We start from the raw sequence: 25660 nt of genomic DNA, 5'->3' as shown, positions 1-25660 counted from the left end.
GTTCAATCCAAAAACTCCAGAAACCTGACGATTTCTGCAGATACTTCAATTTCTTCGTGGCTTCTGGTATAAACCAAAAACCCCTCGAAACCGCGTACCCACACCTATCGGTTGTTCATCTTTTTAAAGAACCGCTGCGTCATGCAGCGAAGAGGTGCGCATTATACAGAGCTTTCAGACCCTGTCAAGCACTGCGCGAATCTTTTTTAAAACCAGAATCGCACCGCTTAACGCCCCAAGCCTGCAATACACCGCAAACCCAGCCTCCTCACCGCCACACTTCCAATCCCGCCGAAAGCGTCGCTGCGAAAGAGGCCGAATTATAAGGACTACAGAAAAACTGTCAACACCTCGTGCGTATAAATCAGAAAAACTGGCTGCTTGCTTCGAAAGTCGTCGGCATGGGCCAGATTTCAAGCCCTAGACGCCTCGCGTCACATCGACTTCAATGCCGGCTCTTTTTCTCCGGCAATACAAAACAAAACCCCCGATCGGAAAGATACCGAACGGGGGGTGGTAACGCGCACGCTCAGACTTACCACTGCACGAACATAAGGCCGTATCGCAGATACCCCTCAGGTCCGCCAACGGCATTCAGCGGGGCTTAAAGCGGCGTCACCAGCTTGAACCAGAGCTTATCGCCCTGGAAGCGGTTTTCCACCATGGTTTCGTGTTGCCACTGGGCAACGAACATCGTGCCGGTCTTGGTTGTGTATTTCACACTCGGACCGAATGCAAACACCTGCCCTTTGCGACCGGTGGAAATGATGTTGTTCATCCCCTGCACCGTTTCACCGTTGAACTTGTCGTTGGTGATCTGCTTGAGATAGTAGCCACTGACACCGACGGCCCAGTCGCCGATCTTCTTGCCCACCAGGTAATCCATGTGGAACTCGTCGCCGGACTGGTACTTGCCGCTCTGACCAAGGAAGACGGAATCGTTATTCTTGGTCTTGATGTTGTACATCAGCTTGGCGGACAGCTCCCAGCTTCCCTGCGGCAGCCAGGTGACGGCGTAGATGGGCTCGAAGCTATAGTAGTTAGCACCGATGCTCTTGCGGGCATCGTCCTTGTCGTAGGCGCCGGTCGGGAGGTTGATGTCGAAGCCGAACGCGGTATGCAGTTCCGGGCTGTGATGCCAGGTGATCACCAGCGGGTCGATGGTGATGTCGCCAATGCCGAACTTGCTGGCCGAGCCGACAGTGCCGGGAAGATTGCCAACGCTCTGGCTAACGATCGGCAGGATTGCGTGCATCGCCCAGTTGCCACCGAGGATTTGGGTGTTAGTCACGTGCACCACACGCAGCGCGTCGAAGAAGGCATCGACACGGGCCTCCTTGCTGTTGGCCGGGTTCTTGACCGCATTGCCGCTACCGTCCTGCAGCTTGCCGCCGTAGTAGCCGAAGTAATTGATGAAATAGGTGCCCGGCGGCGGCAACGCGCCGGCGTACCAATTCTCGGCACCATTCGGGTATTGGTCTCCGCCTTCCTTGGCCTGGGCGACGCCTGTGGCCAGAAAAAGGCCGCCGACGAGTAGTGCGATGGATGACTTCTTCATGATTCCCCTCCTTGCGGTTATTGGATGATTTTTTTACGACTGGATACCGCACCGCCCCGGTGCAAGCGGGGGCGGTTAACTACAAATCAGCGACCGAGATCCTTGGCGGTCTGGCCGGCGATTCCCCAGTTGGCCTTGGGGACTTCCTGAATCCAAGCACGGATTCTTCCCTTCTGGGCGCCAACCGAGACTTCGAGCGCGTGGGTCACGTTCTCGATGACCGCGCGCTTCTGCTCTTCGGTCCGTCCTTCGATGAGAAACAGCTGGACGAACGGGAAATTGCTGTCCTCGAGATCTTCGATGCACTCCCCGCCTACACCGAAATTGGACTTCGGCACATCGTGAATCCACACCCGCACATTGGGTCGCGGCGCACCGACCGCGTCCTGCAGCGCCTGGGTGATGTTCGCGATCACCGCGCGCTTTTCCTGCGCGGTCTGGCCTTCGACGAGGTAAACCTGAGCAAACGGCATGTCACTCTCCGGGCGATTGAAAAACGGGGCGCCGCAGCGCCCCGCACAACAACATCAGACGATCAGGCCGCGGGCCTTGGCCATCGTGATGGCGGTATCCTCGATCATGTCTTCCTGCCCACCCACCATGCCGCGGCGGCCGAGCTCTACGAGGATGTCGCGGGCCGGCACGCCGTATTTGACCGAAGCACGCTTGGCAAACAACAGGAAGGAGCCGTACACGCCGGCATAGCCGAGGGTCAGCGCGTCGCGATCGATGCGGATCGGGAAATCCATGATCGGGAAGACCAGGTCTTCGGCGACGTCGGTGATCTTCGCCACATCCACGCCGGTCTCGATGCCCATCAGGTCGCACACCGCGACGAGCACTTCCATCGGCGTGTTGCCGGCGCCGGCACCCAGGCCTGCGGCGGCAGCGTCGATGCGGGTTGCGCCTACTTCAATGGCGGCGATGCTGTTGGCCACGCCCATCGCGAGATTGTGGTGACCGTGAAAACCCAGCTCGGTCTCGGGCTTGAGGGCATCGCGCACGGCGGACAGGCGGGCCTTCACGCCGTCGGGCAGCAGATGGCCGGCAGAATCGGTCACGTAGATGCAGTTGGCACCGTAGCCTTCCATCAGCTTGGCCTGCTTGACCAGGCCTTCGGGGCTGTTCATGTGGCTCATCATGAGGAAGCCGACGGTGTCCATCTCCATCTTGCGGGCCATCGTGATGTGCTGTTCCGAGACGTCCGCCTCGGTACAGTGGGTGGCCACGCGAATGGTGTTCACACCCAGCTCACGGGCCATCTTGAGATGATCGACGGTGCCGATGCCGGGCAACAGCAGCGCCGAGACCTTGGCCTGCTTCATCAGCGGGATGACGGTGGAGAGGTATTCCTCATCGGTGTGGGCCGGGAAACCGTAGTTCACCGAGCTGCCGCCCAGACCGTCGCCGTGGGTCACTTCGATCAGCGGAACACCAGCGGCATCGAGACCCGTGGCGATCGACTTCATCTGCTCGAGAGACATGAGGTGTCGCTTGGGGTGCATCCCGTCACGCAGGGTCATGTCGTGCAGGGTAACTTTCTTACCTTTGAGATCCATCGTCTATTCCTCAGGCAGTGGCTTGCAGGGTCAGCTTGCCGGCGATGATTTCCTCGGCAAACATCTCGGCGGTACGGGCGGCGGCGGCGGTCATGATGTCCAGGTTGCCGGCGTACTTGGGCAGGTAGTCGCCCAGGCCTTCGACTTCCAGGAAGACGGAAACGCGGTTGCCGTCGAACACCGGGCCGTTAACCAGGCGGTAGCCCGGCACGTACTTCTGCACTTCCTTGATCATGGCGTGGATCGATTCGGTGATCTTGGCCTGGTCCGGCTCGCCTTCGACGAGGCAATGCACGGTGTCGCGCATCATCAGCGGGGGCTCGGCCGGATTGATGATGATGATCGCCTTGCCCTTCTCGGCACCACCCACCTTCTCGATGGCCCCCGCGGTGGTGCGGGTGAACTCGTCGATGTTCTTGCGCGTGCCGGGGCCCGCCGACTTGGACGACACGGTTGCGACGATCTCGCCATACACAACCTTCTGGACGCGGGACACGGCGGCGACCATCGGGATGGTGGCCTGGCCACCGCAGGTGACCATGTTCACGTTCATCTCGCCACGGCCAACATGCTCGAGCAGATTGACCGGCGGCACGCAATACGGCCCGATGGCGGCCGGGGTCAGGTCGATCATCAGCACGCCCAGCTCGTTGAGCTTGCGGCTGTTCTCGGCATGGACATAGGCGCTGGTGGCATCGAAGGCGATCTGCACACCATCGCCCTTGACGTGCGGCAGCAAGCCGTCCACGCCTTCGGCGGTGGTCTTGATGCCCATGTCGCGGGCACGCTTGAGGCCATCGGAATCCGGATCGATACCGACCATCCAGACCGGCTCGAGGACGGGGCTGCGTTGCAGCTTGGCCAGCAGGTCGGTGCCGATGTTGCCGGGACCGATCAGGGCACACTTGATCTTCTTGCTCATCGTTTTGTTTATTTCCTGTTGAAACGCTGGGGTTAAACCATGCTGCGGACCACACCGCCCTCGACACGCAGGGCGGCACCCTGGGTGGCGGACGACAGCGGGCTGCAAACGTAAGTGACCATGGCGGCGACCTCGGCCGGATCGATGAGGCGCTTGATGATCGAAGTCGGCCGCGCGTTGGCGAAGAAGGCCCGTTCGGCTTCCTCCACGGAAACGCCCTGCTCCTTGGCGAGTTGGCCAAAGAACGTCGCGACGCCTTCGGTGCGGGTCGGGCCGGGGAGAACGGAATTCACGGTAACGCCCGAGCCCGTGCAGGTTTCGGCGAGACCGCGGGATACGGAGAGCTGCGCCGCCTTGGTCATGCCGTAATGCACCATCTCCGCCGGCGGGCAGATGCCCGATTCGCTCGAGATGAACACCACCCGGCCCCAGCCGCGGGCTTTCATCGCCGGCAGGTAGTGGCGGGCCAGCCGCACGCCGCTCATCACGTTGGTCTCGAAGAAGTCGAACCACTCCTCGTCGGCAATCTGCTCGAAGGGCTTGGGATCGAAAATGCCCATGTTGTTCACGAGGATGTCCACTTCGGGGCAGGCCGCGATCAGCGACTCGCATCCCGTCGCAGAAGACAAGTCGGCAGCCACCGTACTGGCCTGCACGCCAGGCACCGCCGCCTGGAGGCGTTCCAGAGCGGCAGCGACGCCGGCGCGGCCTCGGCCATTGAGGACCACCGCAGCCCCCTCCTTCGCCAGCGCGACCGCCGTTGCAAAGCCGATGCCCGATGTGGAGCCGGTGATCAGGGCGCGCTTGCCCGCAAGTTGAAGATCCATAAAACCTCGCTAGAAAACTCCGGGTACGGCGACATCGCGCCCGCCCGACGGCCCGCTACGCAGGCCGTTGATGTCATTCGGTCGCGCCGATGGCCGCCAGCGCCGCCCGAGCGCACTCTTCGTCCTGCGCCTCGGAGGCTCCCGAGACGCCGATGCCGCCGATCAGCTCGCCATTCACCCGGATCGGCAGGCCGCCCCCGAACACGACAAGGCGCGGGCGAGCCGAGAAGCCGAACTTCATCCCGTCGTCGTGGCCGATGAAATCCATCCACTTCTTGGTGGAAAACCCGAAGCCGGCCGCGGTGTAGGCCTTGTCGATGGCGATGTCGATGGACTGGATGAAGGCGCCGGGCATGCGCAGGAAGCCGCTCAGGTTGCCGCCCGAATCGGCGACGGCGACGTTGATCTTGACCCCGATCTTGGCCGCGTACGCAACCGCCGCCTCGAGCGCGACGGTGACGGCCTCGGCCGAGATGACCGACTGGGGAACGGCTACGGAGGAAACGGCTTGATCGCTCATGGTGAAGGGGCCCGACTGTTATAGAAGACTCATCACTTGAGAACAATATTGGCTTCTGTTTCGACAGTCAATGTTTTTCTCGAGATTTTTTACTATCACCGGGATAAGGGTTTTCAGCTAAAATTCCGCTCAATCCGCGTGCATCCTGACCCGCACCGAAACCCGAGAACCCCGCACGATGAACGATCTCGCCACCGTCCCCGATCTGTCCGGCAGTCACGCGGACGAGCCGAAGACACTTGCCGAAGCGGCTTACCGGCAACTGCGCCGGGACATCATCGAGGGCGTGCACCGCCCCGGTGAAAAGCTGCGCGTCGAACATCTCAAGGACCAGTATTCGGTCGGCGCCGGCACCCTGCGTGAAGCGCTGCAGCTGCTGGTCACCGATGCGCTGGTGGTGGCCCAGGGGCAGCGCGGCTTTCGCGTGGCCCCCATTTCCCTCGACGATTTCGAAGACATCACCCGGACCCGCGTGCTGCTCGAAACCGTCGCACTGCAACAGTCGATCGAACTCGGTGACGACGTGTGGGAGGCCAACGTGGTGGCGTCGTTCCACATGCTGTCGCGTGCCGAGGACAAGCTGGTCGACGGCACCAACGCCTCGCGTGAAGAATGGGAAATGCGCAATCGGGCTTTCCACGAGGTGCTGATCTCCGCTTCGACGTCCCGCTGGCTGCGTCATTTCCAGAACATCCTGTACCTCCAGTCGGAGCGCTACCGGCGGCTGTCGCTGTTCCGTCAGCCGATCTCCCGCGACGTGCATTCCGAACATCAGGCGATCGTCGATGCGGCGCTGGCGCGCGACGCCAAGGAGGCGGCACGAATCCTGTCCGATCACATCCTGCGCACCCTCGAGGCCGTCCGCAAACTGCCACCGGAGCTCGTCAACTAAGGGCTGCGGCCCCACTCCACTCCCCTGTGCGGGGACGACGCGACGGCGGGTTTCCCCGCCGTCTTGCGTTGACCGACCGTGGATCGATCAGGAAACGACCGTCAGGAAGCGCTCGTTGAGCTTGCGGTCGTGGTAGAAGATGCCGGGGCCGACTTCGTCCCAGGTCCACTTGATCGACTTGTAGTCGGGATAGGTGTCGTAGCCGCCGCAGAAGGTCTCGAAACGGTTGCCGGACGGGTCGAAGGCGTAGATCGTGGTGCCGCGGGTGATGCCGTGGCGGGTCGGCCCGATGTCGATGGAGATCTTGCTCATCGACATGAGGTCGGCGGCGCGCAGCACACGCTCCCAGCTATCGAGCTTGAAGGCCACGTGGTGCAGCTTGCCCGGCTCCGGGTGACGCACGAAGGCGATGTCGTGGGCCTTGGTGGAGCAGGACAGCCAGATCGCCAGATCGGTCTTGCCGTCTTCCATCACCACATGCTCGACGAGGAAGAAGCCCAGCACCTTCTCGAAGATGTCCTGAACCTTTTCGATGTCCGGACCGTACAGCAGGCAGTGGTCCATGCGGCTGGGCGCGATGCCGTTCTCAGCGGCCGGAATCCACGGCTGCGGATTGACGTAGGGCTGGCCGTTGCCAATGTCGGTCTTCTCGGCATACAGCTCGATGTAATGGCCCGACGGCAGCAGGAAGCGGACGCGCTCGCCGGTTTCGAGCATTTCACCGGCCGGAATGCGTTCGGTGGCGAGGCCGTAGGCCTTCAGGTCGGCATCCAGCTTTTCGAGGACGTCCTTGCTTTCGACCTTGAAGGCAAAGAAATCGACACCGGCCTGCTCGGCCTCGCGGATCAGCACGCTGTTGTGATCGCGTTCGTCCCAGGCCTTGAAATAGACGCGACCCTGATTGTCGCGGCCGGTTTCGACGAGGCCGAGGGTGTTCTTGTAGAAGTTGATCCCCTCTTCCAGGTCCAGCACGCGCAGCGAGATGTGCCCCGGACGCAGTACGCCAGTCATTGCCATGAAACTCTCCTCCAGTTACGCCCTTCCGGCTCTGAGTGGTCCGGATCAGGCAGATTGTTGATTGGAAAAACTTAAGACTGCGTCCAAGAGAATACCGACGAATTCGCGATAATTTTGCTTTTTCTCGATATTTCTTGATCCATCTCAAACTCGCTTGAAGAGCGGGCTGCGGACCTGCTGAGCGTCGGCGGCCGAGAAGAATTTCTCGGTGTAAATGTCGTTCTCGAACAGGCGCCCCTGCATCAGCGTGGTGATGCAGGCGTCGATCATCATCGGCGGTCCGCACAGGTAGGCCTTGTGATCGCGGAAGTCGTTGTCGAAGTGCGCCTTGGCGGCTTCGTGCACGTAACCGCGGAAACCCGTCCAGTCCGAATCGGCCGGCTCGTCCGACAGGGCCGGGACGTAGGTGAAGTTGGCGTGCTTCTCGGCCAGGGCCAGGAACTCGTCGTGGTAGTACAGCTCCTCGCGGGTGCGCTGGCCGTACACCAGCGTGATCGGCAGGGTCGAGCCTTCTTCGAGCAGGTCGAGGATCATGCTGCGCGGGCTCGATAGACCGGAGCCCCCCGCCATGAAGATCGAGGCCGAAGCCGCCGACTTGCGCACGAAGAAGCGCCCGTACGGGCCGGAGATGGTGATGCGATCGCCGGGCTTGAGCTGCTGATGCAGGTAGGTCGTCCCCGCCCCGCCCGGCACGATGCGGATGTTGAGTTCGATCTCGCGCCCCGTGGACGGCACGTTGGCCAGCGAGAACGCGCGGGTGATGCCGAGTCCCGGAATCTCCACGTTGACGTACTGACCGGCCTGGAAATGAATGGCTTCGTCCAGCTCGACGAAGATCCCCTTGATGGTCGGGGTGAGCTGTTCGATGCGGCTCACGGTGCCCGGGAAATCGCGCACCGGGATGGTTTCGGCATCCGGCTCCTCCTCGATCTCGGCTTCGATCGTCACGTCGCTCTCGAGGCGGGCGCAACAGGCCAGGGTCTTGCCCTCGTCGCGCTCGAAATCCATCAGCGCAAAGCTGGACGCCTCGCCGTGGTCCACCTCGCCATCCGTCACCTGCACCTTGCAGGTGGCGCACAGGCCATGACAGCAGGCATGGGGCAGCCAGATGCCGGCGCGAAGGGCGGCGTCGAGGATGGTCTGCCCCTCCTCCACTTCGATCGTCTGGCCGATCGGTTCAATGGTCAGTTCGTAACTCATGGCTCTTCTCGTTATCGGTCTTGCGAGGGGCGGCGACCCGCGCGCGGCGAGCCGCCGGCCGTGGTCAGGGCATCAGCTGCAGGAGCCCTTGATCCCGGTGAGACCCGGGGTGCGGAAGCGGATCACGTCCTTGTGCTTGAGGCCGTTCTCGGCCAGCGACTTGTCGGCATCCGGCTGCCAGGGCTGGCCGGACTTGAACCACTCGGTCTTGGCCCAATCGATCTTGGCGAAGTCCGGGTGATAGCCGAAGACGCCCGGCAGGACGCCGGCGAGGATGTCGCCGAAGCGCATCGTCGGTGGGAACGGAAAGGCAAAGGGCGCGCAGAACAGCAGGTGGTCTTCCCAGCCGATGTACAGCAGTTGGGCGCCGTGGAACTTGTCCACGGTGTCGGCGGGCGGAAATTCGTACGCTTTGACGGCAGCTACAGCCATGTCATGTCTCCTGAATGTTTTTCGCGGTCGCGAGCCGGCGAGGCTCGCGGCGCATCGGTCGTCAGATGTTCTTGGTCGCCTGACCACGCCATTCGGCGAAGTTCTTCTTGTCTTCGGAGATATCGAAGTCCAGGTTGTCGCGGCCGAATTCCAGGTTGTAGTACTTCAGCACGGCGGCAAGCGGATCGAAGCCTTCCACGGTCGGGTCGGTGCCTTCAGGGAAGCAGTTGCCCTGGTAGATCTGGTGCACCGGCAGCCAGGCCTGGACGTACTTCTCGGGCTCGTCCTCGAAGATCTTCTTGCAGTGGTCCGAGCAGAAGTGATACTTGTCGCCCTTGTAATCCACCTCGCGGTAGCAGATCTTGGTCGGGTCGCCCGGCTCGGTGAAGATCATCGGGATCTGGCAGGTCTGGCACAGCATGGGCAGCGTCTTGTTGTAGAAGCGGTTGCCCTTGGCGGCTTCTTCGCGCCAGAACTCCATGCGCGGACGGTAGTACTTGTCGTAGCTGTTGGGGTACTTGGCGGACAGCCACGCCATTTCGTCCTCGTCCGGCATCCAGGTGTGGAAGTTGGCCGCGGCGGCGTAGTTGTAGAACGTGCTCCAGGCCTGGTGCGACAGGTGGTCCTTCTCCAGGGCGATCTGCGCGGCGCAGTCCGGCATCTTGATGCCGTAGCGGGCCAGATCCTTGAACAGCGCGCCGCCGTTCTCCTCGAAGTAGACCTCCCAGGCTTCCTTCCAGCTCATGGTGCGCTTGGGCAGCATGTAGTCCATCATCATCGCGACGAGGGTCAGCACGCGGTAGCCGCGCCAGGTCCACTTGTCGATCCAGCGCTGGACGATGGGCACGTTGGCCGGGTCCTGCTGGAGGATGAACTTGATGACTTCCAGGCCCAGAGTCATGTGACGGGCTTCGTCAGACTGGGCCGAGAAGCCGAAGGTCATCGTGCCCATGTCGCCGTTGTAGGCCGCGCCCGAGACGAAGGGCACGAACAGCAGGTTGGTGAGCACGTACTCGAACGAGAAGCCGATCGACACCATGAACTCGAACGGGCCGGCGGTGATGGCATCGTCGAAGAAACTCTTGGGCACCGACAGGAACCACACGCGGTCATGGGCGTGGTGGAAGTCGTGCATCCCGTTGTAGTACTTGTTGTAGTTGGAGATGGAGTGCACCTGGGTCTGGGCGTGACGGATCTCGTCCAGGGCCTGCATCAGGCAGGCGACGCGCGGGCCGGGGCCGGGGAACTGGCGGCCAACGTGGGAGAAGCCGCGGTGCGCCACGTATTCGAGCGGGCTGATGCCGCTGATGAACAGCTTGACGGTGTTGATGTAGCGCGCGTCGGTGACGTTCAGGTGGCCGTTGTTCTGGTTGAAGGCGTCGATGATCGCGTAGAGCTTGCGCTCCTTCTCGGCCTGGTACTTCCAGTAGGCATCCATCGTCAGGCGGAACGGGTCTTCCCACTTGTCCCAGTCGTGGATCTTGATGCCCTCGTACGCCATGTACGGGTAGATGTCTTCCATCTTCTGGTACGACGGCGTCCAGTCGAGGCCGCGGGTCATGACCGCGTAGCGCTCCTTGAGGCCGAGCTTCTTCTTGGCGACTTGCATATCCATGTTCGTGTCTCCTTCTTTCGCTCTGTCAGGCGTTCCAGTAGAGGACCATCTCGTCGTCGGTCTGGTCCAGGTTGCCGGAAATGGTGATCAGATTGACCTGCAGCTCCTGCAGGTCGTAACTGCGGCCGATCAGCTCTTCGATGGTCTCGCGGCGGATCGTCAGCTTGTCCTGGGCGTCGATCTTGACCATCGCCGGCTGTTCATTGACGACGGCATCGGGGTTGTCCTGGACGATCGCCTCGACGATCGGACGCGTTTCTTCGTTGGTTTGCAGCGCAATGAATACGGTGGACATCGAGTTTTCCTCAAACGGGCACGCCGGCCTTGGCCATCCGGGCGTTGAATTGCTGGACGACCTCGGCGGTCAGCTCGTCGGCGCGCTCGCCCAGGGCGATGCGGGCCACGGGCAGCAGCGCGGCGGCGGCGCGGTCGCGCCATTCGGAGATCCACTTGGCGAGAATCGCCTTGTTGTCGGCCGATTCGGCGCCCGCAGTCTTCACGGTGGCATCGATCCACTTCCGGGTTTCGGCAAACCAGTCGGTCATGAACTGGGTGAGCATGGCCACCGGCGTACCGCCCTTGGTCGAGAGCACGTCGTCGATGATGGTTTCGTACACCAGCGGGTACAGCAGGCCGTCGAGCGCCACGTTCTGGGCCACGAACAGCTCGAACGGGTCGTTCAGCACCATCGTGTCTTCCACGTAACGGCGCAGACCCTGCCAGGTGTCGTCCTCCATCCAGGCTTGCTTGGCGGTGTCGAGCACATCCACGTCACCCAGCAGCAGGCCGACGCGGGTGATGTACTGGGCGATACCGAGCTGGTCCATCGCCTGGTAGATGCACGGCTGGGTGAAGGCCGTGCCATAACCGTAGGCGCACACGCCGGCGTTGTTCATGTTCGAACCCCAGGCCACGTGGCGCAGCGGGATCAGCAGCTTCAGCACGCTGTCGCGAATCTCGTCCGGCAGCGTGGCGGCCAGGCCACGGTTCTCGACGAAGTCGAAGTTGGCCTCGGCGGTGTCCTGCTGCTTGGCGCGCGCCAGGGTGTAGGCCCCGTAGTAGAACTGGCGCGGATCCTTGAACGCGTACCAGTCGGCCATCTTGATCGCGGTGCGGTCGCGGTCGTAAATCAGGTGATCCGGATCCCAGGTCGGGCGATAGTGGTAGTTCGCCTCCTGCTGCATGTCCAGGGTGCCTTCCTGGTAGCGCGTGGCCGGCTTGTCGGCCCCGATGCGGCGGGCGATGTTGTCGAAGGTGTGCCGCAGCGGCTTGATGCTCACCGTGCGCAGATCGATTTGCATGGGTTTCTCCTCCTGCTGTTTTCGGTTTTGGGGTGCAAAGGGGCTCAGCGGAAACGCTGATGGGTGGCTTCGTGGAGATTCCAGTCCCAGTCGCTGCCATCTTCCGAGGCCGGGCGCTCGCCTTCGAGCAGGATCACCCGGTTCTCCTTGCAGAACGCCTCGTAGGCCGCCTCGGGCAGCAGCATCTCGACGTACAGCGCCGGATCGGAGATGGAGAACTCGAACTCCACCAGCCCATCCGGCCGCTTCTCGACGAGGCGGACGTACTTGCGGTTGACATCGATTGCGGGCTTGGTCGGGTCGATCATCGTTTTCTCGGTCTGGTCTCAAACACCCGCATAGCTATGTCAAGGAGCGTGCCAACTCAAACAACAAATTGATTTGAAACAAAAATCTATTTTTTGTCGAACTTTTGAACAAAAAAACAAATTTATAAGTCGATCAATTGATGAAATGCTGCAATGCAGCTTGATGATCTGATGAAGCCTTTTCGCCCCGCCCGTGCGCCCGACCGCGAGGGCAAAAAAAAGCCACCCTGCAACAGCAGGATGGCTTTTGTGACACGCGTGGGCGCGGACGCTAGTAGGCGACTGCCTCTGCTTCCGCCTCGGGGCGCAGCGCCGAGCGCACCACGGTCTCGGTGAGCGCCGGCGAACAGAGCTCGATGAAACGGTAAGCGAAACCGCGCAGGAAATGGCCCTTGCGCACCGCGATGCGGGTGACGTTCTCGCCGAACAGATGGCTGCTCGGCAACATGCGCAGGTTCTGGTCGCGGGCGGGGTCGTAGGCCATCGAAGCGACGATGCCGATCCCCAGGCCCAGTTCGACGTAGGCCTTGATCACGTCCGCATCGAGCGCCGACATCACGATGTCGGGGGTCAGGCCGGCGTCGGCAAAAGTCTCGTCGATGCGGGCGCGGCCGGTGAAGCCCTCGTGATAGGTGATCACCGGGTATTCGGCAACCGCCTCGAGGGTCAGCGGCTCGACGCTTTCGAGCGGATGGCCCACCGGGACGATCACCGAATGGTGCCAGCCGTAATAGCTGAAAGACACGAAATCCGGCACCGCGGCGAGGCTTTCGGTGGCGATGCCGATGTCGGCGCGGCCGTCCTGCAGCATCGTGGCGATCTCGCCCGGGCTCGCCTGATGCAACACCAGGTGCACCTTCGGAAAGGCCTGCTTGAACTGGGTCACCACCTGGGGCAGCACGTAGCGCGCCTGGGTGTGGGTGGTGGCCACGGTGAGCTGACCGTGGTCGCGGGCGCTGAACTGGGCGGCGATGCTCTTGATGTTGCGCGCATCCATCAGCATGCGATCCACCACGTGCACCAGCTCCTGGCCGGGCTCGGTGAGGCCGAGCAGGCGCTTGCCCTTGCGCACGAACAACTCGAGCCCCAGCTCGTCCTCCAGATCCTTGATGTGCTTCGAGACGCCCGACTGGGAGGTAAACAGCGCGTTGGCCACCTCGGTCAGGTTGAAGTTGCGCCGCACCGTCTCATGGATGATGCGCAATTGCTGGAAATTCATCAGATCTCCCAGTTCGGTGCGGGTTCGGCGACGGGGCCGGTGGCATCGCGGCCGAACACCGACAGGCGCGAGGGAACAAGACGCACCGGCTGACCTTCGGCCAGACCCAGGCGCCCGACTTCCTCGCGGGTGATCTCCACCTCGAACACCTGCCCGGACGAGCCGTTGAGGCCATCGAGCTCGACGCGGGCGGTGACCCCGAAGGCCAGGATGCGGCTGATCCGCGCCGCCACGCCGTCGGTTTCCTTCGGATTGACGACGATCGACAGCTCGTGGGGCCGCGCGAAAGCCACCACGTTGCTGCCGTGGGCCAGATCGACCTTCTCGGCCGACAGGCGGCTGTCGTCCACGTGCACCGCGTCGCCCTCAACGCGGCCATGGAAGAGATTCACCGACCCCAGGAAGCTGTACACGAACGGCGACGAAGGCTGGCGATACACCTGTTCCGGCGTGCCCACCTGCTCCACCTTGCCGTGATCCATCAGCACCACGCGGTCGGCCACTTCGAGCGCCTCTTCCTGGTCGTGGGTGACGAAGATCGAGGTGATGTGCAGCTCGTCGTGCAGGCGCCGCAACCAGCGCCGCAGCTCCTTGCGCACCTTGGCGTCGAGGGCGCCAAACGGCTCGTCCAGGAGCAGCACGCGCGGCTCCACCGCCAGGGCGCGGGCCAGCGCGATACGCTGGCGCTGACCGCCGGAGAGCTGCGACGGAAACCGGTCGGCGATCCAGTCGAGCTGGACGAGCTTGAGCAGCTCGGTCACCTTGGCCTTGATCGCCGCCTCGGACGGGCGCTGGGCGCGCGGCTTCATGCGCATCCCGAAGGCCACGTTGTCGAACACCGTCATGTGACGGAACAGCGCGTAATGCTGGAACACGAAGCCCACCTGGCGCTCGCGCACGTGGGTGTCGGAAGCGTCGGCACCGTCGAGCAGCACCTGACCACCGTCGGCCGACTCCAGCCCGGCGATGATGCGCAGCAAGGTGGTCTTGCCGCAGCCCGACGGGCCGAGCAACGCGACCAGTTCGCCGGTCGGGAAATCGAGGGTCACGTCGTGCAACGCGGTAAAGCCACCGAACTGCTTGCGGATGTTTTTGACTTGGATGCTCATGATCGTCGTATCTCTTTACGCTTCACGGCCGGCACTGCCGGCCCGGCGCTCGACCCACGCCTTGATCACCAGGGTGACCAGAGCCAGCAGGGCCAGCACGGAGGCCACCGCGAAGGCGGCCGCAAACTGGTATTCGTTGTAGAGGATCTCCACGTGCAGCGGCATGGTGTTGGTCATGCCGCGGATGTGCCCGGAGACCACGCTCACCGCACCGAACTCGCCCATCGCGCGCGCGTTGCAGAGGATCACGCCGTACAGCAGCCCCCACCTCACGTTGGGCAGCGTCACGTGCCAGAAGGTCTGCCAGCCACGCGCGCCGAGCACCACGGCGGCCTCCTCCTCCTCGCGGCCCTGGGCTTCCATCAGCGGAATCAGCTCGCGGGCGACGAAGGGGAAGGTCACGAACACCGTCGCCAGCACGATGCCGGGCACCGCGAAGATGATCTTCCACTCGTGCTCCGACAGCCACGGCCCGAACCAGCCCTGGGCACCGAACACCAGCACGTAGATCAGGCCCGCCACCACCGGCGACACCGAGAACGGCAGATCGATGAACGTGATCAGCAGATGCTTGCCGCGGAACTCGAACTTGGTGATCGCCCACGCCGCGGCGACGCCGAACACCAGATTGAGCGGCACCGAGATCAGCGCCGCGGTGAGGGTCAGCTTGATCGCCGACACCGCGTCGGGCTCGATCAGCGCCGCCGCATAGGTTTCCCAACCCTTGCGGAAGGCTTCGACGAACACCGCCACCAGCGGCATCAGCAAGAAGACCGCGAAAAACGTCAGCGAAACGGCCAGGATCGACCACTTGACGAGCGTCGGCTCGCGGGTCGCGGCCTTCGACTCGAACCGGGCGGCGTGATCCGCCGACCCGTGCAACACACCCGCTGCGCCCGCCATCAGCGCTCCCTCCCCGTTCGTTTGGCCGTCCACGCCTGCAGCCCGTTGATGAGCAGCAGCAGCGCGAACGAAAACACCAGCATCACCACCGCGATCGCCGTGGCGCCCGCGTAGTCGTACTGCTCCAGCTTGGTGATGATCATCAGCGGCGTGATCTCCGACACCATCGGGATGTTGCCGGCGATGAAGATCACCGATCCGTATTCGCCCACCGCGCGGGCAAAAGCCATCGCGAAGCCGGTCAGCAGCGCCGGCAGCAGCGTCGGAAAGACCACATGGCGGAAAGCCTGCCAGCGATTGGCGCCGAGGCTCACCGCGGCCTCTTCATACTCGGTGTCCAGATCCTCGAGGATCGGCTGAACCGTGCGCACCACGAAGGGCAGGCCGATGAAGATCAGCGCCACCAGCACCCCCAGCGGCGTGAATGCCACCTTGATGCCGAGGGGCTCGAGATGCTGGCCGACCCAGCCGTTGGGCGCGTACAGCGCGGTGAGCGCGATACCCGCCACCGCGGTGGGCAGCGCGAAAGGCAGATCCACCAGCGCGTCCACCAGGCGCTTGCCCGGAAAGGAGTAGCGCACCAACGCCCACGCCAGCATCAGCCCGAACACCGCGTTGATCACGGCCGCCAGCAGCGACGCGCCGAACGACAGCTTGTACGAGGCCACCACCGACGGCGCCGTGACCACCGCCCAGAACTGCGCGAACCCCTGCGAGCTGGCCTTGACGAACACCGCCGCCAACGGAATCAGCACGATCAGCGACAGGTAAACCAGCGTGTAGCCCAGCGACAGACCGAAGCCGGGCAGGACGCGATTGCGGGCTGCGCTCATCGTTTCACCGCGATCTGGTCATAGATGCCACCGTCGGCAAAATGCACCTTCTGGACCGCATCCCAGCCGCCGAACTTCTCCTCGACGGTGAAGGTCTTGATGGCCGGGAAGCGGCTGGCGTACTTCTTCAGCACCGCCGGATCGCGCGGACGGAAGTAATGCTTGGCGATGATCTCCTGGCCTTCCGGCGAATACAGGAAGTTCAGGTAAGCCGTGGCCTGCTTGCGGCTGCCCTTACGGTCCACCACCTTGTTCACGATCGCCACCGGCGCGGACGCGTCGATGGACAGCGACGGGTAGACCACGTCGAACTTGTCGCCGCCCACCTCGTTGTCGATCAGCACCGCCTCGTTCTCGAAGGTCACCAGCACGTCGCCGATGCCCCGCTGGGTGAAGGTCGTCGTCGCGCCGCGGCCACCGCCATCGAAGACCGGCACATTGGCGAACAGCTTGGCGACGAAATCCTTGGCCGCGGCGTCGTTGCCGCCCTTCGACAGCGCGTAGCCCCACGCCGCCAGATAGGTGTAGCGGCCGTTGCCGGACGTCTTCGGGTTGGGAATCACGACGCTCACACCCGGCTTGGCCAGATCGTTCCAGTCCTTGATGCCCTTCGGATTGCCCTTGCGCACCAGGAAGATCGTCGCCGACGAATACGGCGCCGCGCCGTGGGGGAAGGCCTTGCGCCAGTCGGGTGAAGCCAGCCCGTTCTTGGCCAGCACGTCGATGTCGGCCGCCTGGTTCATCGTCACCACGTCGGCCTCGAGGCCGGCGATGACCGACTGGATCTGCTTGCTCGAACCGCCGTGGGACTGATTGACGGTGATCTTTTCACCCGCGCTGCGCTGCCAGTGGGCAACGAAGGCCGGGTTGATCTCCTTGTACAGCTCCCGCGCCACGTCGTAGGACACGTTGAGCAGGGTGGTGTCGGCCTGCGCCGGAGCGGCGCCGACGAGACTCAGGCCAGCCAGCAGACCGAGCAGGGAACGCCGCAGGACAAACACGGAACGGGTCGAGGTCATCTCAGTTCTCCAGGGATTAGGGGGTTGGGCCAGAGTATAAAAAGCCCCTAACCCCACACAAACGAATAAAAAAGGCTTTGTATATTACTAAAAGGAAAATAGACCCCGCTTCGCCGCCCCTCGCCGCCGCCCTGGATCAATGCAGCCCTTCGAGGCGCGCCCGCAGTTCGGTGGCCGAATGGCGGCAGAAAACCATCGGCACGCCCAGCTCCTCGGCCTGCCGGCGCACGTGGCGCATCAGCATGTGGTTGGCCCGGTCGCAGACGAAAACGACCAGCCGCGTCCGGGCCGACAGCACCCGCCGTCCCTCGCCGGCCTTGCGGCCAGGCCAGTGATCCACGTCCCGAATGCCCAGACGGTCCGCCACCCGAAAGATTTCCGCGCGGATCGTCTCGACGCGATCCGCCCCCACGATCAAGGCCTGCATCCTGCAACCTCCTGCCAGTGCGTGGCTCAAAGCCACCATGAGGCGCAGTCTGGAATGCCGGCCCGCCCGGCGGAAGCGAGAAAATCAGCTATGCAATGCACCGCCGCCGCGATAAGCATTTCACCCGTCGCCGGCCCTGCCGGCCCGTTCGAGGCGTTCCCGATGAAAAGATTCGAAACCCTGGCCCTACGCGGCCGTCCGTCCTGGGCCGCGTGCCGCGGCCTGTTCGCCGCGTTGCTGACGGGCCTGACCCTCGTCGGCTGCGCGGGCCTCGGCGGCCCGGGCTTGCAGCCCGGCATCAGCACCCGCGCCGATCTCGACCGGGTGCTGGGCGCGCCGGCGATGAGCTGGCCCGAACCCGGCGGTGGCCAGCAACTGGCCTACCCGCGCGGCCCGGAAGGCTTCCAGACGTGGATGGCGCGGGTCGACGCCGAGGGCCGCCTCGTCGGCATCGAGAACGTGCTCGACATGCCCCACTTCGCCCGCATCGAACCCGGCATGAGCCAGGAGCAGGTGCTGCGCATCCTCGGCCCGTCATATCCGGGCTGGACGGTGTATTTCAAGGCGCGCGACGAACTGGTGTGGGAATGGCGCTTCTGCGACGTGTATTCGGAACCGGCGCGCTTCGACGTGCTGTTCGACGGCAGCACCGGCAAGGTCCGCTCCACGATGAGCATGACCGAGCGGCTGTCGCTGCCCTGGGGGCGCGGCAACCGGCGTGACTGGTGTAGCCGCTGATCAGGCCGCGGCCTTCGACAACAGCACCTTGTCGACGCGATTGCGGTCCATGTCCATCACCTCGAAGCGCCAGCCAGCCGCCTCGAAGTGGTCGGTCGCCATCGGGATGCGGCCGAGGGTGTTCATGATGAAGCCGCCCACGGTATTGAACGAGTGCCCATCCTCGCCCGGCAGATCGTCGCCGATGTCGAGCACCGACTTGAGCCGCTCGATGCCCACGTCGCCATCCACCAGCCACGAACCGTCTTCGCGCTGCAACATGTCGCGATCTTCCGGCGCCTCGGGCACCGACAGCTCGCCGACGATGGCCGCCAGCACGTCGGTCAGCGTCACCAGGCCCTGCACCTCGCCGTATTCGTCGACGATCAGCGCAAACTGCAGGCGTGCCCGGCGGAAGCTCTCCAGCAGCTGCTGGGTCGTCACCGATTCGGGCACGTAAAGGGGCGGTCGCAGCAGCGTTTCGAGATCCTCCAGCCCCACGCCGCCGCCCGGCAGGGCCGCGGCCAGCAGATCGCTCTTCTGGAGCACGCCGACCACCTGTTCAAGGCCGTCGCGGCACACCACCAGCCGGGAATACGGCGTCTCGACGATGGTCTTCCAGACGCTGGCCTCGTCCTCTTCCAGGTCCACCACCACCATGTCGCGGCGCGGCGTCATGATCGCCGAGATGCGCTGCTCGTCGAGGCGCAGCACGTTGGAGACGATCTCCTGCTCGCTCTCGTGGAACACCCCGGCCTCGGCGCCCTGCTCCATCAGCACCTTGATCTCGTCGTCAGTCACCGGTGGCTCTTCCTTGCGGCGCGCGCCGATCAGGCGCAACACCGCCGAGCACGAGCCCGACAGCACCACCACCAGCGGATGGGTGATGCGCGCCAGGATCATCATCGGTCGCGACATCAGCGCCGCGATGCCTTCGGGCGCCAGCAGCGCGAGACGCTTGGGCACCAGCTCGCCCACCACCACCGAGAAATAGGTCAGCATCACCACGGTGATGGTCAGCGCCATCCCGCGGGCGTAGGGCTCCAGCAGCGGAATGCTGCCAAACCAGGCAGACAGCGGATCGGCCAGCGCGGCCTCGCCGATGGCGCCGTTCAGGATGCCGACGAGGGTGATGCCGACCTGGATGGTGGACAGGAAGCTCGACGGTTCCTGGTGCAGCTTGAGCGCCGCCTCGGCCCCCAGGCTGCCGTCGTCGGCGAGATTTTGCAGCCGCGCCTTGCGGGACGAGACGACGGCGATTTCGGACATGGCGAACACGCCATTGAGAAGAATCAGCAGAACGATCAGTAATAGATCCATCAAGAAGGCCGCCCAAAGTCGCTTCGACCCGCGGCCCGGGAATGAAGACGGGCCGTATTGTAGCCGCTGCCGCCCCCCGCCCGCCTAGCCCGCCGCCCCGCCGGCCCCCGTCCGCCGCCCGGTCGAACGTTCGATCCCCGCACGACCGTCCGGATTCCGGTCTCCCGGCGGCGGCGTCGCTGCTCCGCAACAATCGCCAGGGCTCCATTCAAAGTCATTTCCGTTCAATCACTTGCGCTCCCCGCACCGCCACTGGCACGGGCGTTGCGAGATGTCCGGCAGGGAAACCCGCGTTCCCCGGGGTGCCGCGAAAGCGGTGCCGATCCAGACCAAGGAGACATGGAGACAACAATGGAAGTCCAACAATCACAGGTACAGGTGATGGGCATCGACGCCGGCGGCGCGATGACCGATACCTTCTTCGTGCCTCGCCGTCGGGCAGCCGGTGCAGATCCACTCCTCCGAGCACTACTGCGCCGGCATCAAGCGCTGGAGCTGGACCTGCTCCGCCGCCGTCATCCGCCACCCGCAGGACGGCGAGATGTTCGGCGTGATCGACGTCTCCGGCCTCTCCGAAACCTACAGCCGGCAGAGCCTGGCCCTCGCCGTGACCACCGCCAGCCGCATCGAGAGCCGCCTTGCCGCCCGCGAGATGGAACTGCGCTACCGCCTCCTCGAAAGCACGCTGGAGCGCCTGTGCCGGCGACGGCCTGGTGCTGTTCGACCGGCGCGGCTGGCCGGTCAAGATCAACGAATTCGCCGCTGCCGCCATCGCCGGACGTGGGGGCGACCTGAACGTGGCGGCCCCCACCCGCGTGCCCGCGATGGCCCTCGCCCACGGCGGCCACGGTGGCCCCATCGGCCCGCTTCCGGCCTGGATGTGCGACGACTGGCTGGTACCCGTGACCACAGCCAGGGGCAGGCCATCGGCACACTGCTGGTCATGCCCGTCCCCCGCAGCGGACGCCCCGCCCCGCGCCTGGAGAGCCCCGCGATCCGGCCGCCGGCTCCGCGTCCGCGCAACTTCACCTCCCTCGTCAGCCGCCATCGACAAGGCCCGCCAGCTCGCCCGCTCGCGGGTACCGGTGCTGCTGCTCGGCGAAACCGGCGTCGGCAAGGAAGAATTCGCCCGCGGCATCCACGAGGCCAGCCCCAGCGCCGCCGGCACCTACGTGGCGCTCAACTGCGGCGGCCTCTCCCGCGACCTGCTCGCCAGCGAACTCTTCGGCTACGCCGAGGGCGCCTTCACCGGCGCGCGCAAGGGCGGGTTGATGGGCAAGATCGAAGCCGCCGACGGCGGCACCCTGTTCCTCGACGAGATCGACGAGATGCTCCTCGACCTGCAGCCCCACCTGCTGCGCGTGCTCGAAGAAGGCAAGCTTTACCGCCTCGGCGAGAACACCCCGCGCAAGGTCAATTTCCGCCTCGTCGCCGCCACCCACCGCAACCTGCGCGAGCGCGGCGAGGACATCGCGCCGCTCGCGGAGCTGTTCCTCGAACGCTTCACCACCGCCCATCGCACCGGCCCGCGGTGCCTCGACCCCGACGTCCTCGCGCGCCTGCACGCCTACTCCTGGCCTGGCAATGTGCGCGAACTGCGCAACGCCATCGAGAGCATGGTGCTGATGAGCGACGGCGAGCTGATCGGCGTCGACGCGCTGCCGCCCGAACTCGCCCCCCGCCCCGGCGACACGTTGCCCCTGCACGGCGTGGCGCCCACGCCGGCACAAGCCGTCTGCAGCATGGCCGAGGGCGAGCTGGAACTGATCCGCCGCGCCATCGCCGCCACCGGGGGCAACCTCACCGGCGCCGCCCGGCAGCTCGGCGTCGCCAAGAGCACGCTATACCTCAAGCTCAAGCGCTACAGACTCGAGCCGGATCGCCAGCGCGTCCGCAGCCCGGCCTGAGCGCGGCGCCAAAAAGCATCGCGCTCGCCCCACGGCCGGTCTAAAATCCGGCCGATGTCCGATTCCTGCAGTTCCGCCCCGTCGCGCCGCCTGCTGCTTGCCCTGGCGCTGTCCATCGCCGCGCACGCGCTCGTCCTGCTGGTGGAGCTGCAACCGCCCGAATCGCCCTCGCTCCCCACGCTGCAGGCCCGGCTCGCGCCACGCGCCGCCGCCCCCAAGGCCGACGTCCGCCCCGCCGCGTCCCCCGTCGCGCCAGCGGCCAAAGCCAAGGCCCGGGCAACGCCCAGGCCCACGCCGGCCCCCGACCGGCCGCGCATCCTCACCGCCCGCAAGTCCGCCACCCCGACGCTCCACGCAGCCGAGCCGACGCCCAAATGGACCGTCGCCCAAAAAGAGGAAATGGACAATTTCCTCAACGAACTCGCCACCGAAGCCAAGTCCCGCCCGGCGCCCGCCAAACCCGATCTCTCCGAGCGCGCCCTCGCCATGGCCCGTGACATCGGCCGCGAAAGCGCCCGCGAGGGCCGCCGCCACCGGGACGAGCTGGCCGATCTGGTCGAGCGCATCCCCAACAGCCCGCCCGTCGACCCGTTCAGCCTCGAGTTCTACCTCGACGCCCTGGTCAAAAAGCTCAACCGCAGCGCCGCCTTCGTCAAGAACGATCCCCGCGCCCGCGGCATCCAGCCCGCGGCGATCGAAGTCCGCCTCAATCCCGACGGCAGCCTGAAGAGCTTTTCGGTGCTCCGCAGCGGCGACCAGCAGGAAGAAATCGCCTTCGTCCGCTCTGTCGTCAACCAGGCCGCCCCCTTCTCGGCCTTCCCGCCCGACATCGTCAAGTCGGCGCGCTCCCTCGGCCTGATGATCTGCATCCAGCCCGCCGGTCTCGGTGGCGGTGGCTTCGGCTTCACCCGGCGCTCTGGCGGCGGCTGCTGAAACCCCCGCCACGTCAATGCGCTGTAACGGCGCTTCAGTGTTAAATTCGGTATCCGCCACGAATATCGACCAACCGGCCGGCGCCACGCCGCCGTCCTGCCGACCCGCCCCATGCCCCGCCTCCTCGCCCTCGACCAAGGCACCAGCAGCAGCCGCGCCATCGTTTTCGACGCGGACGGCCGCGTGCTCGCCCTGGCTCAGCGTGAATTCGCCCAGTCCTATCCCCAACCCGGGTGGGTCGAGCACGACGCCCGTGAAATCTGGCACAGCCAGCTCCACTGCGCCCGCGAGGCGCTTGCCGCAGCCGGGCTCCACGCCCGCGACATCGCCGCCATCGGCATTGCCAACCAACGCGAAACCACCGTGCTGTGGGACCGGGCGACCGGCGAACCCCTCGCGCCCGCCATCGTCTGGCAGGATCGCCGCACCGTGCCCGACTGCCAGCGCCTGCGCGCCGCCGGCCACGCCGAGCGGATTCGCGCCCGCAGCGGCCTCGAACTCGACGCCTACTTCTCCGCCACCAAGCTCGCCTGGCTGCTCGACCACGTCCCCGGCGCCCGCGCGCGCGCCGAGGCGGGCAAGCTGGCCTTCGGCACCATCGACAGCTGGCTCGCCTGGCAACTCACCGGTGGCACCCATCACGTCACCGATCCGAGCAACGCCGCCCGCACGATGCTGTTCGACATCCACCGGCAGTGCTGGGACCACGACCTTCTCCACCTCTTCCGCATTCCCTCGCGGCTGCTCCCGGCCGTGGTCGACACCAGCGGCGTGTTCGCCTCGACCCAGCCCGAGCTGTTCGGCGGGGCCATTCCCATCGGCGGGCTCGCCGGCGACCAGCAGGCCGCCACCTTCGGCCAGGCCTGCCTCAGCCCCGGCAGCGCCAAGAACACCTACGGCACCGGCTGCTTCCTGATGCGCAACACCGGCCCCCTGCCGGTCGCCTCCCGCCACGGGCTGCTCACCACTCTCGGCTGGCGCCTCGGCACCGGCAACGCCGAGCGCAGCACCTACATGCTCGAAGGCAGCGTCTTCGTCGGGGGTGCGGTGGTGCGCTGGCTGCGCGACGGCCTCGGCATCATCCGCGACACCGCCGAGGTCGAAGCCCTCGCCGCGCAGGTGCCCGACAGCAACGGCGCGGTGCTGGTGCCGGCCTTCTCCGGGCTCGGCGTGCCGTACTGGGATGGCTACGCCCGCGGCGCACTGGTCGGGCTCACCGCCGGGGTCAACCGCGCCCACATCGCCCGCGCCGCGCTCGATGCCATCGCGCTGCAGACGGTGGACCTTGTGGACGCCATGAACCGCGACGGCGCCGGCCCGCTGGCCGAACTGCGCGCCGACGGGGGCGCCGCGCGCAACAATCTGCTGATGCAAATCCAGGCCGACCTCCTCGGCGTGCCGGTGATCCGCCCCCGCCAGACCGAAACCGCCGCGCTCGGCGCCGCGTATTTCGCCGGGCTGGCCGTCGGCGTCTGGCGCGATCCGGCCGAACTCGCCGCCCACTGGCAGGCCGAGCGGGTCTTCGAGCCCACCCGCAGCGCCGATTGGCGCGAAGCCCGCCTCACCGAATGGCACCGGGCCATCGAGCGCGCCAAGGGCTGGGCCGGCTGACATGACCCGCGCCGCACTGCTCGATCGCCTGCGCGCCACGCCCCGCTGGGACGTGCTGGTGATCGGCGGTGGCGCCACCGGGCTGGGCTGCGCCGTCGATGCGGCGGCCCGCGGCCACGCCACCCTGCTCCTCGAGGCCCACGACTTCGCCCAGGGCACCAGTTCGCGCTCCACCAAGCTGATCCACGGCGGCGTACGCTACCTGGCCCAGGGCCGCGTCGGCCTGGTGCGCGAGGCGCTGGCCGAACGCTCGCTCCTGCTCGCCAACGCACCGCACCGGGTGCGCCGCCAGCGCTTCGTCGTACCGGTCTACCGGCACCGCGACCTGTTCGTGCTGGGCGCCGGCCTCACCGCCTACGACTGGCTGGCCGGTCGTCACAGCCTCGGTGCCAGCCGCCTGCTTTCTCCCGCGCAAACCCTCGCGGCGCTGCCCGGCGTGCGCCGCGACGGCCTCGTCGGTGGCATTGCCTACCACGACGCGCGCTTCGACGACGCCCGCCTCGCCATCGACCTGATGCGCACCGTGCTCGACCTGGGCGGCCTCGCCCTCAACCGGCTGCCGGTCACCGGGCTGGTGCACGCGGGCGGCAGGCTGACCGGCGTCACCGCCCGCGACGCCGAGCGCGACGAACCCTTCGAGATCGCCGCCCGGGTCGTCATCAACGCCACCGGCGTCTGGGCCGATGGCCTGCGCCGGCTCGACGACCGCGAGGCCCCCCCGCAGCTCGCTCCCAGCCAGGGCGCCCATCTGGTCATCGACCGGGCGTTCCTGCCCGGCGACGACGCCCTGCTGATCCCCCGCACGCCCGACGGCCGCGTACTGTTCGTGATTCCCTGGCAGGGCAAGGTCCTGCTCGGCACCACCGACACCCCACGCACGGACACGCCGCTCGAGCCGCGCCCGCTGCCCACCGAGATCGACTTCATCCTCGACACCGCAGGCCGTTACCTGGCGCGCCCACCCGGCCGTGCCGACGTGCGCAGCGCCTTCGCCGGCCTGCGTCCCCTGATCGACGCAGGCCCCGGCGGCGGCACCGCCAATTTGTCGCGGGAACATCTGATCCAGGTCTCCGCCAGCGGCCTCGTCTCGGTGGCCGGCGGCAAATGGACCACCTACCGGCACATGGCCGAGCAGATCGTCGACCGGGCCCAGCAGGTCGCCGGCCTGCCCGCGCGTCCCTGCCCCACCGCCACGCTACGACTGCACGGCGCCAGCCCGGGCAACGACCGCGCGCTGATCGACGCCCTGCCCGGCGCCGGCGTGCGGCTCCACCCGCGCCTCGATCTCAGCGAAGCCGAGGTACGCCACGCCGCTCGCCACGAGCAGGCCCGCGACGTGGACGACGTCCTCGCCCGTCGTCATCGGGCCCTTTTCATCGACGCCCGCGCCGCCCGAGAGGCCGCTGCCGCCGTGGCGCGGATTCTGGCCGACGAGCTCGGCTGGTCCGACGAAAGGCGCCGGGAACGCACAGAAGCCTTCCACCGGCTGGCGGAAGGCTTCTTGTGTTGAT

27 protein-coding genes are annotated in these 25660 nt (G+C 65.5%); 7 read left to right on the top strand and 20 right to left on the bottom strand.

The window, feature by feature from the left end; translation table 11 throughout:
• Window positions 1-326 (top strand): hypothetical protein (locus tag ACE3P2_RS01070; protein WP_374259911.1); only part of this gene is annotated, 326 nt, incomplete at its 5' end.
• Between the two features lie 278 nt (window positions 327-604).
• On the opposite strand, the gene ACE3P2_RS01065 is transcribed toward ACE3P2_RS01070, so the two are convergent.
• From ACE3P2_RS01065 to ACE3P2_RS01040, 6 genes are all read right to left on the bottom strand, one after another.
• Window positions 605-1558 (bottom strand): transporter, encoded by a 954-nt coding sequence (locus tag ACE3P2_RS01065; RefSeq protein WP_374259909.1) that lies wholly within the window; start codon window positions 1556-1558, stop codon window positions 605-607.
• Window positions 1559-1644: 86 nt separating this feature from the next.
• The gene (locus ACE3P2_RS01060) at window positions 1645-2031 is read right to left on the bottom strand and encodes a 2-hydroxymuconate tautomerase family protein (RefSeq protein WP_374259906.1); all 387 of its coding nucleotides are present in this window, start codon (window positions 2029-2031) and stop codon (window positions 1645-1647) included.
• A gap of 54 nt (window positions 2032-2085) precedes the next feature.
• A complete protein-coding gene (dmpG, locus tag ACE3P2_RS01055) occupies window positions 2086-3117 on the bottom strand; it encodes a 4-hydroxy-2-oxovalerate aldolase (RefSeq protein ID WP_374259904.1) in 1032 nt (343 codons plus the stop codon).
• A gap of 10 nt (window positions 3118-3127) precedes the next feature.
• On the bottom strand, window positions 3128-4039 hold the full coding sequence (locus tag ACE3P2_RS01050) for an acetaldehyde dehydrogenase (acetylating) (protein WP_374259901.1): 912 nt from the start codon (window positions 4037-4039) through the stop codon (window positions 3128-3130).
• 32 nt (window positions 4040-4071) lie between these two features.
• Window positions 4072-4866, bottom strand: coding sequence for an SDR family NAD(P)-dependent oxidoreductase (locus ACE3P2_RS01045; protein WP_374259898.1), 795 nt, complete (start codon window positions 4864-4866; stop codon window positions 4072-4074).
• 73 nt (window positions 4867-4939) lie between these two features.
• Entirely contained in the window at window positions 4940-5386 is a 447-nt protein-coding gene (locus ACE3P2_RS01040; RefSeq protein ID WP_374259895.1) for a heme-binding protein, read from the bottom strand.
• Window positions 5387-5564: 178 nt separating this feature from the next.
• On the opposite strand from ACE3P2_RS01040, the gene ACE3P2_RS01035 reads away from it, so the two are divergent.
• Complete coding sequence (locus tag ACE3P2_RS01035) at window positions 5565-6278, top strand: GntR family transcriptional regulator (protein ID WP_374259893.1); 714 nt, start codon at window positions 5565-5567, stop codon at window positions 6276-6278.
• 87 nt (window positions 6279-6365) lie between these two features.
• Here ACE3P2_RS01035 and ACE3P2_RS01030 read toward each other — a convergent pair whose 3' ends face one another.
• The 13 genes from ACE3P2_RS01030 to ACE3P2_RS00970 form a co-directional block, all read right to left on the bottom strand.
• Window positions 6366-7295 carry a catechol 2,3-dioxygenase gene (locus ACE3P2_RS01030; RefSeq protein ID WP_374259890.1) on the bottom strand — a complete coding sequence of 310 codons (930 nt, stop codon included), beginning with the start codon at window positions 7293-7295 and terminating at the stop codon, window positions 6366-6368.
• Between the two features lie 144 nt (window positions 7296-7439).
• On the bottom strand, window positions 7440-8495 hold the full coding sequence (locus tag ACE3P2_RS01025) for an NADH:ubiquinone reductase (Na(+)-transporting) subunit F (protein ID WP_374259887.1): 1056 nt from the start codon (window positions 8493-8495) through the stop codon (window positions 7440-7442).
• 72 nt (window positions 8496-8567) lie between these two features.
• Window positions 8568-8927: a phenol hydroxylase subunit P4 gene (locus ACE3P2_RS01020; RefSeq protein ID WP_374259884.1), complete on the bottom strand. Its 360-nt coding sequence runs from the start codon at window positions 8925-8927 to the stop codon at window positions 8568-8570.
• Window positions 8928-8988: 61 nt separating this feature from the next.
• Window positions 8989-10542 (bottom strand): aromatic/alkene/methane monooxygenase hydroxylase/oxygenase subunit alpha, encoded by a 1554-nt coding sequence (locus ACE3P2_RS01015; protein ID WP_374259882.1) that lies wholly within the window; start codon window positions 10540-10542, stop codon window positions 8989-8991.
• A 25-nt stretch (window positions 10543-10567) separates the two neighbouring features.
• Window positions 10568-10837 (bottom strand): MmoB/DmpM family protein, encoded by a 270-nt coding sequence (locus tag ACE3P2_RS01010; RefSeq protein ID WP_374259880.1) that lies wholly within the window; start codon window positions 10835-10837, stop codon window positions 10568-10570.
• Window positions 10838-10847: 10 nt separating this feature from the next.
• Window positions 10848-11843 (bottom strand): aromatic/alkene monooxygenase hydroxylase subunit beta, encoded by a 996-nt coding sequence (locus ACE3P2_RS01005; protein WP_374259877.1) that lies wholly within the window; start codon window positions 11841-11843, stop codon window positions 10848-10850.
• Between the two features lie 44 nt (window positions 11844-11887).
• Window positions 11888-12148, bottom strand: coding sequence for a phenol hydroxylase subunit (locus ACE3P2_RS01000; protein WP_374259914.1), 261 nt, complete (start codon window positions 12146-12148; stop codon window positions 11888-11890).
• A 274-nt stretch (window positions 12149-12422) separates the two neighbouring features.
• Window positions 12423-13370 carry a CysB family HTH-type transcriptional regulator gene (locus tag ACE3P2_RS00995; protein WP_374259874.1) on the bottom strand — a complete coding sequence of 316 codons (948 nt, stop codon included), beginning with the start codon at window positions 13368-13370 and terminating at the stop codon, window positions 12423-12425.
• A complete protein-coding gene (locus ACE3P2_RS00990; RefSeq protein WP_374259872.1) occupies window positions 13370-14479 on the bottom strand; it encodes a sulfate/molybdate ABC transporter ATP-binding protein in 1110 nt (369 codons plus the stop codon). Before ACE3P2_RS00990 ends, ACE3P2_RS00995 begins: the two co-directional genes overlap by 1 nt.
• A 15-nt stretch (window positions 14480-14494) precedes the next feature.
• Window positions 14495-15382 carry a sulfate ABC transporter permease subunit CysW gene (gene cysW, locus ACE3P2_RS00985; protein WP_374259869.1) on the bottom strand — a complete coding sequence of 296 codons (888 nt, stop codon included), beginning with the start codon at window positions 15380-15382 and terminating at the stop codon, window positions 14495-14497.
• Complete coding sequence (gene cysT, locus ACE3P2_RS00980) at window positions 15382-16215, bottom strand: sulfate ABC transporter permease subunit CysT (protein ID WP_374259867.1); 834 nt, start codon at window positions 16213-16215, stop codon at window positions 15382-15384. Before cysT ends, cysW begins: the two co-directional genes overlap by 1 nt.
• Window positions 16212-17234, bottom strand: a complete 1023-nt coding sequence (locus ACE3P2_RS00975; protein WP_374259865.1) for a sulfate ABC transporter substrate-binding protein — start codon at window positions 17232-17234, stop codon at window positions 16212-16214. The genes cysT and ACE3P2_RS00975 overlap by 4 nt, the downstream gene beginning before the upstream one ends.
• 136 nt (window positions 17235-17370) lie before the next feature.
• Window positions 17371-17661, bottom strand: a complete 291-nt coding sequence (locus ACE3P2_RS00970) for a DUF2325 domain-containing protein (RefSeq protein WP_374259863.1) — start codon at window positions 17659-17661, stop codon at window positions 17371-17373.
• 162 nt (window positions 17662-17823) lie between these two features.
• Between ACE3P2_RS00970 and ACE3P2_RS00965 the strand changes: the two genes are divergently transcribed.
• Window positions 17824-18399, top strand: a complete 576-nt coding sequence (locus ACE3P2_RS00965) for a hypothetical protein (RefSeq protein ID WP_374259860.1) — start codon at window positions 17824-17826, stop codon at window positions 18397-18399.
• Here the strand turns inward: ACE3P2_RS00965 and ACE3P2_RS00960 are convergent, their stop codons facing one another.
• Window positions 18400-19698 (bottom strand): hemolysin family protein, encoded by a 1299-nt coding sequence (locus ACE3P2_RS00960; RefSeq protein WP_374259858.1) that lies wholly within the window; start codon window positions 19696-19698, stop codon window positions 18400-18402.
• A 638-nt stretch (window positions 19699-20336) separates the two neighbouring features.
• Between ACE3P2_RS00960 and ACE3P2_RS00955 the strand changes: the two genes are divergently transcribed.
• The 4 genes from ACE3P2_RS00955 (at window position 20337) to ACE3P2_RS00940 (ending at window position 25659) form a co-directional block, all read left to right on the top strand.
• Window positions 20337-21605 carry a sigma-54 interaction domain-containing protein gene (locus tag ACE3P2_RS00955; protein ID WP_374259855.1) on the top strand — a complete coding sequence of 423 codons (1269 nt, stop codon included), beginning with the start codon at window positions 20337-20339 and terminating at the stop codon, window positions 21603-21605.
• 54 nt (window positions 21606-21659) lie between these two features.
• Window positions 21660-22538 (top strand): hypothetical protein, encoded by an 879-nt coding sequence (locus tag ACE3P2_RS00950; protein WP_374259852.1) that lies wholly within the window; start codon window positions 21660-21662, stop codon window positions 22536-22538.
• A gap of 111 nt (window positions 22539-22649) precedes the next feature.
• Window positions 22650-24149 carry a glycerol kinase GlpK gene (gene glpK / locus ACE3P2_RS00945; RefSeq protein WP_374259850.1) on the top strand — a complete coding sequence of 500 codons (1500 nt, stop codon included), beginning with the start codon at window positions 22650-22652 and terminating at the stop codon, window positions 24147-24149.
• Window position 24150: 1 nt separating this feature from the next.
• Window positions 24151-25659 carry an FAD-dependent oxidoreductase gene (locus ACE3P2_RS00940; protein ID WP_374259848.1) on the top strand — a complete coding sequence of 503 codons (1509 nt, stop codon included), beginning with the start codon at window positions 24151-24153 and terminating at the stop codon, window positions 25657-25659.
• Window position 25660 lies beyond the last annotated feature (1 nt).

Origin of the sequence: Zoogloea sp., assembly GCF_041911615.1 — a bacterium.
Lineage (GTDB): Bacteria > Pseudomonadota > Gammaproteobacteria > Burkholderiales > Rhodocyclaceae > Zoogloea.
Note: the sequence above shows the minus strand (reverse complement) of the source record. Positions and strands in the feature narration are given on the sequence as shown.